Genomic DNA, 16,314 nt, shown 5'->3' with positions numbered 1-16,314 from the left:
ATGAAAACACTTAAATTGGCTGCTGGCCTGTCGTGTTTGGCCTTACTGACGGCTTGTGAAGACAAACAAGCCATAGAAGTGAATAACACACCCTTGGTTAAAGCTATCGAGATTTCAGTCATCGACTTTAGCGACAAACTCTATTTCCCTGCGGTAGCGAACGCTGCTGAGAAAGCTCACCTCAGTTTCCGAGTGGCTGGTGAAATCTTCAAGCTAGATGTGAAAGAAGGTGAACGTGTTTCTAAAGGGGACATCATTGCAGAGCTTGATCCTACCGATTATCAATTGGATGTCGACAATGCTCAGGCGCGTTACACGGTAATCAATAGTCAATACAGACGTTCGAGTCCGCTAGTGAAGAAAGGGCTCTTAGCTAAGTCACAGTTTGATGAAATTGCTGCTCAACGCCAGATCGCTTATGCCGAGTTGGAACTCGCAAAACTGCGCTTGTCGTTCACCAAACTTCGAGCCCCTGTGGATGGGATCATTTCGCGTGTCAGTGTCGACCAATATGAAAATATTCAGGTAGGCCAGCAGGTCGTGAACATTCACAGTGTCGAGGATGTTGAAGTCGTTATCCAGTTACCTGACCAAATCTATGTGAACCAACCGAGTGAACAATTGCTTGCGAACATTGAAGCTGTGGTAAGAGTACCCAGTGGCAATGAATATACTGCAGGGATTAAAGAGTTCACTACTGAACCCGATCCAAGCACTGGCACGTTCACGGCTACGCTTGTACTACCTATGCCGAAAGATGACCTGATTTTGGACGGTATGGCTGTTGAAGTAACGTCAAATGGACGTGACATCGGATTGGAGCTAAAAGCCGGAGTTCTTATCCCAATTGAAGCGGTGTTTAATGCCGATGGGGATAAGTTAACTCGTCAAGACTCTTACGTGTGGGTGCTTAATGACGACAATACCGTATCTAAACAGCAAGTCGCGTTAGGAAAGGCGAATCAGAAAACATTGCAGATAATCAAAGGATTAGAAATGGGGCAGCATGTCGTTGTTGCAGGCGTATCGCGATTGCGAGATGGGATGACAGTGGAAGTATTGTCTCAGGAGACGAACAATGAGTGAAGTAAATAACAAGCCCCAAGATGACGATCAACAGGGTGATGATCAGATCACAGGTGTTGCTTCTTACTTTATACGTAACAAAGTCATTAGTTGGATGCTGTCCCTGATCTTTCTTATTGGTGGTGTTTCTGCATTCTTCGGTTTGGGGCGTTTAGAAGATCCTGCCTTTACCATCAAAGATGCGATGGTCGTGACCTCTTATCCAGGGGCCACACCTCAACAAGTCGAAGAAGAAGTTACTTACCCACTAGAAAAAGCGATTCAGCAACTTACCTATGTGGACGAAGTGAACTCTATTTCTAGCCGTGGTCTTTCTCAGGTTACGGTAACGATGAAGAATAATTACGGTCCTGATGATCTTCCGCAAATTTGGGATGAACTTCGTCGAAAAGTGAATGATCTGAAAGGTCAACTGCCGCCTGGAGTCAATGATCCTCAAGTCATCGACGACTTTGGTGATGTTTACGGTATTTTGCTTGCCGTAACGGGGGACGGCTATAGCTACAAAGAGTTGCTTGATTACATTGATTACCTAAGGCGAGAGCTAGAACTTGTTGATGGGGTCAGTAAAGTCTCGGTATCTGGCCAACAGCAAGAGCAAGTGTTCATTGAGATATCGATGAAACGGATCAGCTCTCTGGGTTTGTCTCCAAATACTGTATTTAACCTTTTATCCACTCAGAATATTGTTTCAAGTGCAGGTGCTGTCAGGATTGGTGACGAGTACATTCGAATCCATCCAACAGGAGAGTTCCAGAATGTTGAACAGCTCGGTGATTTGATTCTTACAGAAGGTGGCGCTCAAGGGCTTATCTATCTAAAAGATGTGGCGAATGTAACTCGTGGTTATGTTGAAGTACCAAGTAATATTATTGGTTATAACGGCGAGCTCGCACTTAACCTTGGTGTCTCTTTTGCACAAGGCGTGAACGTGGTCGCAGTGGGTGAAGCCTTTGACCGAAGACTCGCCGAGCTGAAATACCAACAGCCCGTAGGTGTTGACATATCTGAGGTTTATAACCAACCCAAAGAGGTAGATAAGTCGGTTAGTGGATTTGTAGTGAGTTTAGGACAAGCGGTTGCGATCGTAATCGTAGTGTTGCTGTTCTTCATGGGATTACGATCGGGTTTGTTGATCGGTTTGATACTGCTATTGACCGTTTTTGGTACCTTCATTTTCATGCAGTACTTCAAAATCGATCTTCAACGTATTTCATTGGGCGCGTTGGTTATCGCGCTGGGGATGCTGGTGGATAATGCCATTGTGGTGGTGGAAGGGATATTGATCGGAACTCAGAAGGGGCGAACCCGGATGCAGGCCGCCACGGATATCGTGACCCAAACCAAATGGCCACTGCTTGGTGCAACCGTGATTGCGGTCACCGCGTTTGCGCCTATTGGTTTATCTGAAGACTCGACGGGCGAATACTGTGGCACCTTGTTCACAGTTCTACTTATTTCTTTGATGCTGAGTTGGTTTACTGCCATCTCGCTCACGCCGTTCTTTGCTAACATGTTTTTTAAAGGTCAGAAGGTCGATCCAGACAGTGAAGGTAAAGACCCATACAACGGGATGGTTTTTGTTATCTACAAAAACTTCCTTGAGTTCTGTATGAAGCGTGCTTGGTTAACCATGTTTGTATTGGTTCTTGGTTTAGGCGCGAGCGTTTATGGTTTTGGCTTTGTAAAACAAGCCTTTTTCCCATCTTCAACCACGCCGATGTTCCAAGTTGATGTCTGGATGCCGGAAGGTACGGATATTCGAGCGACCAACACCAAACTGAAAGTACTGGAAAGTTGGTTAGCAGAGCAGGACGAAGTTGAACATATCACGACAACGGCGGGTAAAGGTCTGCAACGTTTCATGCTGACTTATGCGCCAGAGAAAAGTTATAGCGCATACGGTGAGATAACGGTTCGTGTGAAGAGTTATGAAGTACTTGAAGCTTTGATGTTGCGCTTTCGTGAGCATGTAAACGGCCAGTTCCCTGAAATTAATTACAAACTTAAGCAGATCGAATTAGGTCCTGGTGGCGGTGCTAAAATTGAAGCGCGAATTGTGGGTTCTGATCCAACGGTTTTACGTTCAATCGCAGCTCAAGTTATGGACATCATGCGTGCTGACAATGGGTCGTTTAACGTTCGTCACGATTGGCGTGAAAGAACTAAGGTACTGGAGCCTCAGTTCAACGAAAGCCAAGCGCGTCGTTATGGTATTACTAAATCTGACGTGGATGATTTCCTAGCGATGTCTTTCTCTGGTAAATCGATCGGTGTGTACCGTGATGGGACGACGCTGATGCCTATTGTCGCTCGTTTACCTGAAGATGAACGTGTCGATATACGTAACATCGAAGGCATGAAGATTTGGAGCCCAGCATTAAGTGAATACATCCCACTACAACAAGTAACACTAGGCTACGAATTGGAATGGGAAGACCCACTGATCATCCGTAAGAACCGTAAGCGTATGCTGACGGTAATGGCGGATCCTGACCTACTGGGTGAAGAGACAGCATCAACTTTACAGAAACGCTTACAGCCACAAATAGAAGCGATTGAGATGCCACCGGGTTATTCATTGGAATGGGGTGGTGAATACGAGTCGTCAGCTGACGCTCAAGCGTCACTGTTCACAACTATGCCGTTAGGCTACTTGTTCATGTTCTTAATCACGGTGTTCTTGTTTAATTCGGTGAAAGAGCCTCTGATTGTTTGGTTAACGGTACCACTCGCCTTGATAGGGGTAACGACAGGCTTGCTAGCCTTGAATACACCGTTCGGTTTTATGGCGCTTCTGGGCTTCTTGAGTTTGTCTGGAATGCTTCTGAAGAACGGTATCGTACTGCTTGATCAAATTGAGATTGAGATGAAGTCAGGTAAAGACCCATATATAGCGGTTGTTGATGCGGCATTGAGTCGTGTACGTCCTGTATGTATGGCGGCTATCACAACGATTCTCGGTATGATTCCATTGTTACCGGATATCTTCTTCAAGCCAATGGCGGTAACCATCATGTTTGGTTTAGGCTTCGCCACCGTACTGACGCTAATCGTGGTACCTGTGCTGTATCGTCTATTCCATAAAATTGAAGTCTCGTAAGACGAGTGAGTCTTTGAATTAATGCCCCTGTTTAGGGGCATTATCATTTCTGAGTGATTTAAAATAGGTAGCAATAACATGGAAACAAACACTGAAGGTAGAACGTGTGCATGGGCACTGAAGCACGAACTAGAGAGGGAATATCACGACGCAGAGTGGGGCGTGCCTGTTTATGATGACCAAGTTCTATTTGAGTTCATTACTTTAGAAGGTGCTCAGGCGGGTCTTAGTTGGATTACGATCCTTAAAAAGCGCGAAGGCTATCGTGCTGCCTTTGATAATTACGATCTAAACAAGTTAGCCGAATTGAATGAAGACAATGTGCCATACGTCATAGAGAACTTTGATGTGGTTAAGCACAAAGGCAAGATTGCCTCTGTGTATAACAACGCTCGAGCAACGCTTGAACTACAGAAAGAGTTTGGTTCTCTTTCAAACGCCTTATGGCAATTTGTCGATAACAAGGTGATCGAAAACCACTGGATTGAGATGACTCAAGTTCCCGCTTCTACCGAGCAATCTAAAGCGATGAGCAAGTTTTTGAAGAAGAGAGGCTTTAAGTTTGTTGGGGAAACAATCTGTTACGCGTTTATGCAGGCTACTGGGATGGTTAATGACCATTTAGAAGGTTGCCCACATAAATAAAGGTGTTATTTCTCAAGGCGAAATAATTATGTGGAAATTGAAAAGTTTACTAGTCATTGTAAAACAATCAAAACAGGCTTTATGAATCAGCTATATTTCAGCTATATCAGCAGTATCAAGTGAAGAAGATGGATTAGGCCCTTTCTATAACCGATGAGTCTTTTTACTTGTTTAACGAAAATCGTTTTCAAGTATTCCCTTAGATTTACTTCAAGGTTAAATCTTGAATCGTGAGGCCATCTATCATAGAAAAGGCAGGAATATCCTGCCTTTTTGGTCTGAATTTGTGAATGCTTGAAATTAAACCAGAGCGTTGTAACGATCTAGTCCAGCTTCTAGATCCGCAATCAGGTCATCGACGTCTTCTAAGCCGATATGAACGCGTATCAAAGTTCCTTCGAAGTTAGGGTTCGCTACCGTTCTCAAACTATTAAAGCTGCTCGGTTCGTTCGCTAGAATCAAGCTTTCAAATCCACCCCACGAGTAACCCATACTAAAGTGCGTCATACCATCAAGCAGAGCTGTTGTTGCTTTTGTGTTTGAGTTCTTCAGTACGAAAGAGAACAAACCATTACCGCCAGTGAAGTCTCGTTTGAAGAATTCATGGCCTGGGCAAGATTCAAGCGCAGGGTGACGAACGTGGTTAACCTCAGGACGGGTTTCTAGCCACTTCGCTACTTTTAAACTGCTCTCCGCGTGTTGGCGTAGACGAACATCAAGAGTGCGGATGCCGCGAAGCCCTAAGTAAGCGTCATCTGGCGAGACACATTGCCCCATCAAGTAACTCTGTTCTCTTAGTTGATCCCAACATTTCTCGTTGGCGACCGCAGTCCCTAACATCACATCAGAGTGACCCACTATGTACTTGGTTGCTGCTTGAATAGAGATATCAACGCCAAAATCGAACGGTGAGAAGTTCACACCGGCTGCCCAAGTGTTATCTAGCATAACGATGATGTCATGTTCATGAGCAATCCGCGCGAGCGTTGGAATATCTTGCACTTCCATGGTGACTGAACCCGGAGATTCGGTAAACAGCACTTTGGTGTTTGGCTTTATAAGGTCTTTAATGCCTTCGCCAATCGTTGGTTCGTAGTAAGTCGTCTCTACACCCATCTTTTTCATGATAGTGTCACAGAAATCACGAGTGGGTTCGTAACAGGTATCGACCATCAGAATATGGTCACCTGTTTCAACAAAAGAGAGAATGGCATTCGAAATGGCTGCCGTACCACAAGGGTAGAGTGCGCAGCCTGCGCCACCTTCAACTTCAACCATTGCATCTTGAAATGCGAAATGAGTCGTGGTGCCACGGCGTCCGTAGAAAAGTGTCTTGTTAGCGCGGTTAATGGTCGCTTTGCGTTTCTCTTCTACTGTATTGAACACGACAGTTGAAGCGCGTTGTACTGGTGGGTTAACGACACCATTAGTCCACTTCTTATCACGACCTGCAGTGATCAGTTTAGTGGTTTTGTTCTCGGACATGCTGCGAATTCCTTATCAATCGGTTATGTCCTATTTAAAACATGCCAAGCGCCTTTAAAGCAAGAGGAGAGCGGGGGTTTTTGTGCTTTTCTTTCGCTTTTTAACCTTCCACGTCGTTTATCGTGAAAGGTTTAAAATCCGATAGTCGGCGAGTGATGAACTGCGGTGGACGTATTGATGGGATTACAGCAGAGGGTTGAATAAGTAAAACAACCTTTCGAAGAAGCGGTTGCGTAGGTTTCTCTGCTCCCACTGCTCCAATTCAACGGGGTGTGATAATTCGATGTAAGATTGCTGAAGCTCAGATAATTGCTGAGTGAAGTGCACATCATCAACGGCTAGCGTTACTTCGAAGTTAAGCCATAGGCTGCGCATGTCGATATTGACCGTTCCGATTAAGCAAAACTCTTCATCAATCACTACCGATTTGGTGTGAAGAAGCCCGCCGTAAAACTCATATATCTTCACTCCGGCTTCAAGCAGTTCGGTATAGAAGGCGCGAGAAGCCCATTTAACCATTAATGAATCGTTGTTATGTGGAATGATTAATTCTACGCTGACACCACGTTGTGCCGTCATTTTGAGTGTTTCTAATAAGTCGGCACTCGGTACAAAGTAGGGTGTTGTAATACGAACTGAATGGTTTGCTTGATTAATCGCAATAGTAAGAACTTGCAGAATCAAATACTCCGGCATGCCCGGCCCAGATGGCACTACTTGAACTGGATGATGCGTCATTATTTCTTCAACCGGGCACTCTGGTAAATCAGGAAGAATGCGTTCACCTGTTTCCACTTCCCAATCCCAACCATGAATTGCTGACAACACGTTAACGGTTGGCCCAGTGACGCGAACCATGACATCAATCCATTGGCCGACACCTGAGCTCTGTTTGAAATGAGCTGGATCTACCATATTCATTGACCCGGTATAGGCGATGGACTCATCAATCACGATGATCTTCCGGTGCTGCCTTAGATCTAAACGGCGTAAGAAAATACGCCAAGGACTAACCTCTAATGCTTGGACAACGTGAACGCCAGCGTCTTTCATCATTGAACGCCAGTGACTTTTGAAAAAACGCGGGCTACCTGCAGAATCGAGTAAAACTTTAACATCGACACCACGTTTTGCAGCTCGAATAAGTGCGGAAGCAACGGAATCAGTTAAGCCGCCGGGGTGCCAAATATAGAAAACCATTTTGATACTAGTCTGGGCGTTTTCTATATCTTCGATAATTGCGTGTAGGATTTCATTAGGAGAAGCTTGCAGTGAAAGTGTGTTTCCGCTGAGAGCTGGAATGCCCATCCGATTGTTACAAAGCTCATCAATTTTGTGGATAGGAGAGCCGACTTTACCTGGAAGGTGGACTTGGCAATCATTTAATTGGCGGAACCAATCACCAAAAGGCGTAAACATGCGATGTGCCCGCTCAGCCCTCTTTCTACCGAGATTTAGCTCTCCGAAAAGGAAGTAACAAGCGACGCCAACAATAGGGATAATGTAGATAACCATCAACCATGCGAGAGAAACGCTGACAGAGCGTCGTTTTAGTACGACACGAAAAGTCACACCGGCGACAAGGACCCAGTATAAAGCGACAGAAGCTAAAGTTAAAAAATGGTAGAGCTTTTCCACATTGAATACTCGAAAAAAGAGACACTTAGATAGTAATGCTATTTTACGGATATGGGAATTTAAGGAATCAACTATTTACAAAATAGAGCAAAAGCTGTAAACAGGTTAAAGTTGTTAAGTTTTAGTTAACTTAAGACGAATACAATTGTTTTGTATGAAAAACCGGCATTTAACCATAAAGATTTACATTGATAACGAAATATATACGGTTCGGGCTTCCAATTGTATTCTTAAACTGGTTTACTTGCTAGACAACGAGCGTCAATCAAATCTTTTAATTGTGTAAATTATTATATACACCTTATCTTTTAATGACGCCACACAAAGCAAAATACAACATCACATAACACAAAAGTTTGGAGTAAACGTGGCTACTAGTAATACAACCACTACACCCCGCGATACCTGGGGTTCGAAATTAGGATTCGTAATGGCTGCAGCAGGTTCTGCTGTTGGCTTAGGTAACATCTGGAAATTCCCATACACAGCAGGTGAAAGTGGCGGCGGTGCATTCGTTGCAATTTATCTGTTTTTTGTAATCTTCATCGGTTTCAGTGTGATGCTGACTGAATTTGCGATTGGCCGTCATACGCAAAAATCAGCAGTAGGTGCATTTAAATCAACTGACCGTCGCTGGACGTTCGCTGGTGTTATTGGCGTAGTCAGTGGTTTACTTATCATGGGTTTCTACCCTGTAGTAGGTGGCTGGTCTATCGCATACATCGGTAAAATTGCTGGTGGTCTACTAGACGCACCTGAAGCAATTGGCGACAGCTTTGGTGGCTTTATCTCAAACCCAGTTCAGCCACTAATGTGGATGGGCCTATACTTACTACTTAACGTTGTCATCGTTATGAAGGGTATTTCTGGCGGTATTGAGAAAGCGGGTAAGATTCTGATGCCACTTCTTTTCATCATCCTTATCGTGGTATCAATCAAAGGCCTAATGCTTCCGGGCGCGATGGCTGGTCTTGAATTCCTATTCAGCCCTGACTTCTCTAAAGTAGACAGCGGTGTAATCCTAGCTGCACTGGGTCAAGCATTCTTCTCACTATCTCTTGGTATGGGTTGTATGTTGACTTACGGTTCTTACCTTAAGAAGAAAGAGAACCTAGTTCAAACTACAGCTATGGTTACGGCGATGGATACAGGCGTTGCTATCCTAGCTGGTGTTGCAATGTTCCCTGCAATGTTCGCATTCGGTATGGAACCTGCAGCAGGTCCTGGTCTAGTATTCGTTGTTGTTCCTCAGCTATTCGCTGAAATGGGCGGCGTAGTTGGTCTTCTATTTGCTCTTATGTTCTTCGTTGGTCTAAGTGTTGCGGCACTGACTTCTTCAGTATCTCTACTTGAAGTTGTTGTTTCGTACCTAATCGATGAGAAAGGCATGAAGCGTGTAACAGCTGTACTGTCTGCAAGTGTCGTAATGGCGATTCTATGTATCTTCGCTTCTCTATCTCTTGGTGGCTTTGGTCCAACGCTGTTTGGTACTGGTGCATTCGATATCTTCGACCTACTAACGGATAAGATCTTCCTAGCAGTTGGCGGTATGTTGGTATGTATCTTCGCTGGTTGGAGACTAAACCGTGCTGACCTAGAGAAAGAAATCACTAACGACGGTGAAGTATCTTTCCCTCTATTCGGTCTATGGTACACACTCGTTAAGTACATCATCCCAGTCGCTATCGCTATCGTAGCGTTCATGGGCATCTCTTCTGGCTTCGACAGCGGTAAAGGTGCAATCATGCTACTAGGTATTGGTATCATTGCCGGCTCTGCGCTTATCTCTAAGAAGCTATAATTCTTAGAAACTCTAATCGCAAACTAAAGTTAATTGATAAACGGGAGCCATTGGCTCCCGTTTTTTTATGCGACGCACTTATTGTTTTTCGAGAAATAAAAACATCGTCCCCTAAAGTTATCCGTGTGGTGGCCGATATATCTTTCGGTTAGGCTATATCGGCCTGTATTTATTTTTAGGTAGGTGTTCTGTGAAATTGTCAGTGAGAAAAAAACTATATTTGGGTTTTGGATCTATATTGGCGGTGCTTGTCACGTTGGTAGGGGTTGTATCGATAGAAGTGATTGGGGCTCACGAGAGCTCTGATGAAATTAGACTGGATGATGTTCCAGGAACGGTTACCTACCTTATATTGATCGATGAAGCTGGTGATGTTTACCGTGATGCTTTGGGCGCGGTTGTTCAGGGCGGTAATGCGCTCAATGATTATCGAGCTAACAAGACTCAATTTTCTCAAGCAATTGAAGAAGCAAAGCGTTTAGAGAGTAAAGGCTCAGAGGACCATCGTCGTGTTCAGCGAATTGAAGAGCTAATGGGGCGCTTTACTCAAGAGTTTGAATCGAAGCTCGTACCTATGCTTAATGACGAAACTGCATTGTTATCAAATATCCAGCAGCTTCGCTCTTTGTACGAGAGTAATCTGATCCCGATTGAAAACTTGCTTGATCAAGCATCTGAAAGTGAGATTGCTGATACGGAGCGAGCTCTGCTAACACTAACGGATTCGTTTATTACAATCGAACGCACGATTATGGTGTTGACTGCGGTTGCGATTGTGTTTGGCTGTGTAATTGCGTTTGCATTGTCTAGCTCTATTACTAATCGCTTAACTCGTTTAGAACAAGTTGCACGACGCGTAGCAAATGGTGATCTAACGGCTGGAGACATTGTTGATGATTCTGGTGATGAATTGGCTGATCTTGCTCAATCGATCAACCAGATGCAAAAGTCATTGGTCGATCTGCTCGGTTCTATCTCATCGGTGACTACCCAAGTTCAATCCGTTACTGGTGAGCTATCATCAATCAGCCACGACATCGTATCTGGCGCCTCTGCTCAAGCAGATAAAGCGACCTTGATAGCGACTGCGGCAGAAGAGTTAAGCTTGACCATTTCGGAAGTAGCGCAGCAAGGCACTTCTACTTATGAAGAAGCGCGCCGTTCAGAAACGTCAGCAGAAGACGGCCGTAAAGTGATTGTGGAGATGGTTGCGAGCATCCAACAAGTGTCTACTCAAATGAGCGACATGTCGTTACAAATGAACACATTGGGTTCACATGGCGAGCAGATTGGTAGTGTTATTAAGGTAATCGAAGATATCGCTGAACAAACCAACCTCTTGGCTCTGAATGCGGCTATTGAAGCGGCACGTGCTGGTGAGTTCGGTCGTGGTTTTGCGGTGGTTGCTGATGAAGTACGAGCGTTAGCGGAGAGAACGACTAAAGCAACACAAGAAGTGTCCGGTATCATCCAATCTATTCAATCAGGTACTCAAGAAGCGGTGACTTACACGCAAGATAACTGCCGCCTGGTGGAAATTGGTGTTGAGCAGAGCTCTGGTGCCGTTACAGCACTAGAAGCGATTGTTAGTGGTGCTGGCAATGTACAAAGCATGGTTAACTCTATCGCGACAGCAGCAGAAGAGCAGACAGCGGTGACAAGAGAAATCGCAGCGGATATTACGGCAATCAGTGATATCTCTGAACAGTCATTACAGTTAGCGACTCGCAGCTCTGAGAACACATCAGGTTTGAATGCTAAAGTTGCTGAGCTAGAAGGTTTAGTGGGTAAGTTCAAACTTGCTTAGAGCTTAGAGCTTAGAGCTTAGAGCTTAGAGCTGGATCATAAGTCTAGAACATAAGCTTAGAGCTAATCGATTAAAGATATACCAGTGAAAGCTGTCTATTAAAACATAAGCCCAAGGAATCAATGTTTATTGAATCCTTGGGCTTTTTCGTAGCTGGAATCTGGGTTCAGACACGGTATACTCCACGTTCTACAATGGAGCTAGCCTTTACATGTTCGACATTCTTCTGAATCACTCTGATTTTTTACTCATAAACAAACATCCAGGCGTCAGCGTCCATAAAGACGATGGCGATACCATGTTGTTGCAAGAAGTTGCTAAAGCAATCAACGAGCAGAAGCTATACCTAGTCCATCGTCTCGATAAAATGACATCAGGTATTCTACTGCTGGCAAAAAATGCTTCGGCAGCAAGTGAGCTTTCACAGTTGTTTGCAAAGCGTGAGGTCGAGAAATATTACCTTGCGATAGGCTCCAAGAAGCCAAAGAAAAAGCAGGGGCTGATCTCAGGAGATATGGAGCGTTCACGACGCTCAAGTTGGAAGCTACTGACAACCAAAGAAAACCCAGCGATTACCCAATTTTTATCTGCAACGGCTGAACCCGGTGAGCGTCTAATTTTATGTAAACCCTATACGGGGCGAACTCACCAGATCCGCGTCGCGATGAAGTCGATCGGTTCGGCTATTGTTGGTGACCCTATTTACAATCCATCGAGTGAGGCCGACAGAGGTTATCTGCATGCCTTCGCGATTCGATTTACCTATCAATCACAAGCCTACGAATATGTCTGTGATCCAAGAAGTCTCAACTCTTTGGGTGAGAAGTGGCATCAAGATATCGTGTCTAATGGTTTAGACAACTGGCTTGAACCTTGGTCATTAACTTGGCCAAAGCTAAACACTAAGTGAGTGAAATAATGGAAGCATCAGCTTTACCTCTGTTTTTTAGTCATATTGAACAGCAACTTAATGAAGTGCCGAACGAACTGCGTCGTATTTTTCACGGGCGTGGTAAGTTCTGGCCGGGCCTAGATCAACTGACATGTGATTGGGTTGATGGGCAGTTATTGGTTAACGTATTCAAAGAGGTGGATGACGAGTTCTTATCATTTCTTAAAGCAGGACTGGTTGATTTGACCAATAAAGACATCTGGCAGGCAAAGCTGGGCACAAGTATTGTGCTCCAACACCGTTATGCTGATGGCGCACCTTCTGAAGTGTTGTGGGGAGAGTTAAACGATTCACCAATCGTGGTTGAACATGGACTTAAGTACCAACTAGATATAGGCCGTAATCAGAACTTTGGCCTGTTCCTTGATATGCGTAATGGGCGTCAGTGGGTACAAGACAATGCCGAAGGTAAGAATGTTCTTAATCTGTTTGCATACACTTGTGGGTTCTCTGTAGCAGCGATTGCTGGTGGCGCTCGTCAGTGCATGAACGTAGACATGTCTCGCGGCTCACTAAATAAAGGCCGTGATAACCACCGTTTGAATGATCACGACATGCGCTCAGTGAACTTCCTTGGCTATGATATCTTTAAGTCGTGGGGAAAAATCAAGAAGGGTGGCCCTTACGAGCTCGTTATCATCGACCCGCCTTCGTTCCAAAAAGGCAGTTTTGCTCTAACCAAGGATTATAAAAAGATCTTACGTCGTTTGCCTGAGCTTCTAACTGAAGGCGGTGAAGTGATTGCTTGTGTTAACTCACCAGCAGTGTCACCAAACTTCCTGATTGAGACGATGGCAGAAGAAGCACCAAGCGTTGAGTTTATCGAGCGTTTAGACAATCCACCTGAGTTTGTCGATGTCGACCTCGATTCAAGTTTGAAAGTCCTGAGATTTAAAATTAACGTTTCTGCAGACGCTTAACTTAAGGTAAACAAATATCAACGTTTGAAAGTAAAAAAGCCACTCAATGAGTTAATGCCGTTCGGATAAGCATTACTGCTTGAATCTGAACGGATATTTGGCTGGGACAAAGAGGACTGAACGTGGAAACGTTCGGTCCTTTCTTTTATCTGGAAGAATGAAGTGACTCAAACTTTCTCTCATCCTTTTCAGTTTTACAGGTAAAGTTCCGTCTGGACTTAAAGCTAACCAACGTAATTGCGCATCAATAAGGTTAATTGCGGCGGTAAAACTGACCCTAGTCGCTCGAACCCCGGCTTCTGAAGCTATCTTAACCATCTCTAATCGCACTAAGTTATAGGCAAGTAATACGCCCCAAAGCTCTTGCTTCACACCGGCAGAAAAACGACTTCGTAAAGTGACGTGACTTTGAAGTTGAGTCTGTTTAATTTCACCATAACCCTCTTCAATCTCCCAGCGTTGCCAATAAATACGCAGCAGGCTTTCTAGCGAGTATTTGCTAGGGTCTGTAAGTGAAGTAATAAAACCTTTTATCTCACCTTTTGGCTCTTGATATAGGACTAATCTGGCTTCCCAACGTGCGGGTAGATTCGGATTCTGCCGTTGAGCTTGAGGAGAGATAGGCATTGAGATAAGCATGTCGTTCTCCGCATATTTCTCCAACACTTCATAGCGTAGTTTACGTTTTGCAGGCATTAACCAGTGGGCATTTTCAGCACTCTCTTGCCAGGACAGTAAAAGGTCTGCCGAGAAATAACAACGATCAAATAAGGTCAATGAGTGTGCGGGGATGTCATTGAATAGGCGCTTAGCTAAGGTCGTTTCACCGACATGACAACCATCAAAAGCCGCCCCCATAATCATTCGAGTTTCTGTTGACATCAAAGCGACTAAACGAAGTTGAGGGTAAGGTTTCAATTTTTTGGAGATGAACCCAAATTCTTCAGCGTTCTCTGGGGAATCTTGGCACCGAAATGTTGTTCCATCGACAGCAAGAACATTAAGTTCTAAGTCTTTGTCTTGTTGAAGGATATCTCCGTTCCAAGCCTTTACCGTTGTGTGAAACAGAGCCGCTAACGGACTCTCATCTAGACGTCGGCGTGAATCAGTTAGGACACTGGGTGCAACACGAGACCAGCTATCTTCAGGTTTAGGCTGAAGTGCAATGTCTAATGAACTGCATACCTCTTTGATAGACATGTTGCGTTGCAGCCCCATCCAAATAACTAACCAGACAGCTTGCTGAGCGGGAAGTCGGCGTCGTCTTATGCTCGCTTTATTGGTTTCAAGAAGAGCTTGTTCTATCCACTCAATCTGAATGGCGTCGACGACAGATTCATAATTGTCGGCATCTTCAATGGTCTCGTGTGCCATTGCTAATTCTTGTTCAAGCATAAAAAATCCCCATCAACGTTGTTGATGGGGATTATCTGCTAACTGCAAGATCGTTCAAGTCTTCTTAAACGATCGGCATTAACTCAATGAGTGGCTTTTTGGTCTTTAAGTTTCTAAGAAGTTTAAGCTTGTTGTTTCTCTAGCTCAGCTTCTTTCACTTCGTCTTCGATTAGAGAGTCAACGATGACTGCACATGCTGCATCACCAGTGATGTTTAGAGCCGTACGAATCATATCGAAGACACGGTCTAGAGCGAACAACAGAGGTAGACCTTCGATAGGGATACCTGCCGCTAGAAGAACCGCAACCACTAGGAAAGAAGGACCTGGAACACCAGCTTGACCAACTGCGCCTAGGGTAGACGTTACGATGATAGCAACGTAAGCGCCCATAGAAAGGTCGATGTTGAATAGCTGTGCGAAGAAGATAGCAACTAGGCCGTAGTAAATTGCGTTACCAGACATGTTGATCGTTGCGCCAAGTGGCAGAACGAATGAAGCAGTAGAATTACGAACGCCAAGTTCTTTCTCTACCGTTTCCATTGTTACTGGCAGTGTTGCCATTGAAGAGGCTGTTGATAATGCAACCGCTTGAGGCTTCTTCATTGCTACTAGGAACTTCTTCGCTGAAGTCTTAGTGAAGATTTGAATCATCAGTGGGTAAGCAATAAAGCCGAAGATTAGGATCGCAGCGATGTAAACAATAAACAGTTTGAACACAACCATAAGTGCGCCGAAACCGAAAGTACCTACTGCTTCTGCCATTAGGCCGAATACGCCAAGTGGTGCGATGATCATAACCTTGTTGATCATCCAAACCATAGCGTCAACAATCGCGTTTACGCCATTGATGATAGGGTCACGTTTTTCTTTTGCTTGTTTAGAAATCGCAATACCGAAGAATAAGCAGAAAACGAGAATTTGCAGAATGTTTGCTTCATTCAGTGATTGGAAAACGTTGGTTGGGATCATGCCAGTGATGGTTGCCCAGAACGTAGGAAGTTCGCCTTTCGCAGCGTATTCTGAAGAGAACATGCCTTCAACGCCAGAAACATCGATACCACGACCCGGTTCGAACACTTCACCCATTACAAGCGCTAGTGCTACAGCAAGTGCAGACGTTAGTGCAAAGTAACCCAGTGTAGTTACACCAACTTTACCAGCCGATGAACTATTACCTAGACCAGCAGCACCTGAAATTAGGGCAACTGCGACTAGAGGAATAACCAGCATCTTGATCAAGTTGATGAAGATAGCACCCAGTGGAGCGAACATTGTTGCGCTTTCACCCATCATCGCGCCGACTGCGGTACCGATGATCATTGCAATAACGACTTGAACGCCGATGTTGCTTAGTAAATTCTTTTCTTTTAACACTTCCATAACCTCTGTGCTACTAAATATAAAAATCCCAGAACTACCCACCAATGTACGATGTACCATTGGCGAATTATTTCGTGAAGAGTTTTACACGTATCCTTTA

11 protein-coding genes are annotated in these 16,314 nt (G+C 44.6%); 7 read left to right on the top strand and 4 right to left on the bottom strand.

Translation table 11 applies throughout. The features are described from left to right. The 3 genes from K08M4_RS09315 to K08M4_RS09305 all read left to right on the top strand — a co-directional run bounded on the left by K08M4_RS09315 (window position 1) and on the right by K08M4_RS09305 (window position 4,834). Entirely contained in the window at window positions 1-1,086 is a 1,086-nt protein-coding gene (locus tag K08M4_RS09315) for an efflux RND transporter periplasmic adaptor subunit (RefSeq protein WP_086049678.1), read from the top strand. Further along, the gene (locus K08M4_RS09310; RefSeq protein WP_086049677.1) at window positions 1,079-4,189 is read left to right on the top strand and encodes an efflux RND transporter permease subunit; all 3,111 of its coding nucleotides are present in this window, start codon (window positions 1,079-1,081) and stop codon (window positions 4,187-4,189) included. Before K08M4_RS09315 ends, K08M4_RS09310 begins: the two co-directional genes overlap by 8 nt. Before the next feature lie 78 nt (window positions 4,190-4,267). Next, window positions 4,268-4,834: a DNA-3-methyladenine glycosylase I gene (locus tag K08M4_RS09305; RefSeq protein ID WP_086049676.1), complete on the top strand. Its 567-nt coding sequence runs from the start codon at window positions 4,268-4,270 to the stop codon at window positions 4,832-4,834. A gap of 300 nt (window positions 4,835-5,134) precedes the next feature. On the opposite strand, the gene K08M4_RS09300 is transcribed toward K08M4_RS09305, so the two are convergent. Next, window positions 5,135-6,319, bottom strand: a complete 1,185-nt coding sequence (locus tag K08M4_RS09300; protein ID WP_086049675.1) for a cystathionine beta-lyase — start codon at window positions 6,317-6,319, stop codon at window positions 5,135-5,137. Window positions 6,320-6,502: 183 nt separating this feature from the next. After that, window positions 6,503-7,957 (bottom strand): cardiolipin synthase, encoded by a 1,455-nt coding sequence (gene cls, locus K08M4_RS09295; RefSeq protein ID WP_086049674.1) that lies wholly within the window; start codon window positions 7,955-7,957, stop codon window positions 6,503-6,505. Between the two features lie 367 nt (window positions 7,958-8,324). Between cls and K08M4_RS09290 the strand changes: the two genes are divergently transcribed. The 4 genes from K08M4_RS09290 (at window position 8,325) to K08M4_RS09275 (ending at window position 13,437) form a co-directional block, all read left to right on the top strand. Continuing rightward, window positions 8,325-9,758 (top strand): sodium-dependent transporter, encoded by a 1,434-nt coding sequence (locus tag K08M4_RS09290; protein WP_012604350.1) that lies wholly within the window; start codon window positions 8,325-8,327, stop codon window positions 9,756-9,758. A gap of 190 nt (window positions 9,759-9,948) precedes the next feature. Then, the gene (locus tag K08M4_RS09285; RefSeq protein ID WP_086049673.1) at window positions 9,949-11,565 is read left to right on the top strand and encodes a methyl-accepting chemotaxis protein; all 1,617 of its coding nucleotides are present in this window, start codon (window positions 9,949-9,951) and stop codon (window positions 11,563-11,565) included. 211 nt (window positions 11,566-11,776) lie between these two features. Further along, entirely contained in the window at window positions 11,777-12,475 is a 699-nt protein-coding gene (locus K08M4_RS09280) for a TIGR01621 family pseudouridine synthase (protein WP_086049672.1), read from the top strand. 8 nt (window positions 12,476-12,483) lie between these two features. After that, complete coding sequence (locus tag K08M4_RS09275) at window positions 12,484-13,437, top strand: class I SAM-dependent methyltransferase (protein ID WP_086049671.1); 954 nt, start codon at window positions 12,484-12,486, stop codon at window positions 13,435-13,437. 72 nt (window positions 13,438-13,509) lie between these two features. Here K08M4_RS09275 and K08M4_RS09270 read toward each other — a convergent pair whose 3' ends face one another. Continuing rightward, on the bottom strand, window positions 13,510-14,832 hold the full coding sequence (locus K08M4_RS09270) for an IS4-like element ISVbsp1 family transposase (RefSeq protein WP_086049053.1): 1,323 nt from the start codon (window positions 14,830-14,832) through the stop codon (window positions 13,510-13,512). A gap of 122 nt (window positions 14,833-14,954) precedes the next feature. Then, window positions 14,955-16,274: a dicarboxylate/amino acid:cation symporter gene (locus K08M4_RS09265; protein ID WP_435532553.1), complete on the bottom strand. Its 1,320-nt coding sequence runs from the start codon at window positions 16,272-16,274 to the stop codon at window positions 14,955-14,957. Window positions 16,275-16,314 lie beyond the last annotated feature (40 nt).

Source organism: Vibrio syngnathi (genome assembly GCF_002119525.1).
Classification (GTDB): domain Bacteria; phylum Pseudomonadota; class Gammaproteobacteria; order Enterobacterales; family Vibrionaceae; genus Vibrio; species Vibrio syngnathi.
Note: the sequence above shows the minus strand (reverse complement) of the source record. Positions and strands in the feature narration are given on the sequence as shown.

Bases quoted from the DNA above. Each gene is read 5' to 3' on its own strand.
- K08M4_RS09270 (WP_086049053.1), bottom strand. From the start codon at position 14,832: ATGCTTGAACAAGAATTAGCAATGGCACACGAGACCATTGAAGATGCC.
- K08M4_RS09300 (WP_086049675.1), bottom strand. From the start codon at position 6,319: ATGTCCGAGAACAAAACCACTAAACTGATCACTGCAGGTCGTGATAAG.
- K08M4_RS09275 (WP_086049671.1), top strand. From the start codon at position 12,484: ATGGAAGCATCAGCTTTACCTCTGTTTTTTAGTCATATTGAACAGCAA.
- K08M4_RS09265 (WP_435532553.1), bottom strand. From the start codon at position 16,274: ATGGTACATCGTACATTGGTGGGTAGTTCTGGGATTTTTATATTTAGT.
- K08M4_RS09305 (WP_086049676.1), top strand. From the start codon at position 4,268: ATGGAAACAAACACTGAAGGTAGAACGTGTGCATGGGCACTGAAGCAC.
- K08M4_RS09315 (WP_086049678.1), top strand. From the start codon at position 1: ATGAAAACACTTAAATTGGCTGCTGGCCTGTCGTGTTTGGCCTTACTG.
- K08M4_RS09280 (WP_086049672.1), top strand. From the start codon at position 11,777: ATGTTCGACATTCTTCTGAATCACTCTGATTTTTTACTCATAAACAAA.
- K08M4_RS09310 (WP_086049677.1), top strand. From the start codon at position 1,079: ATGAGTGAAGTAAATAACAAGCCCCAAGATGACGATCAACAGGGTGAT.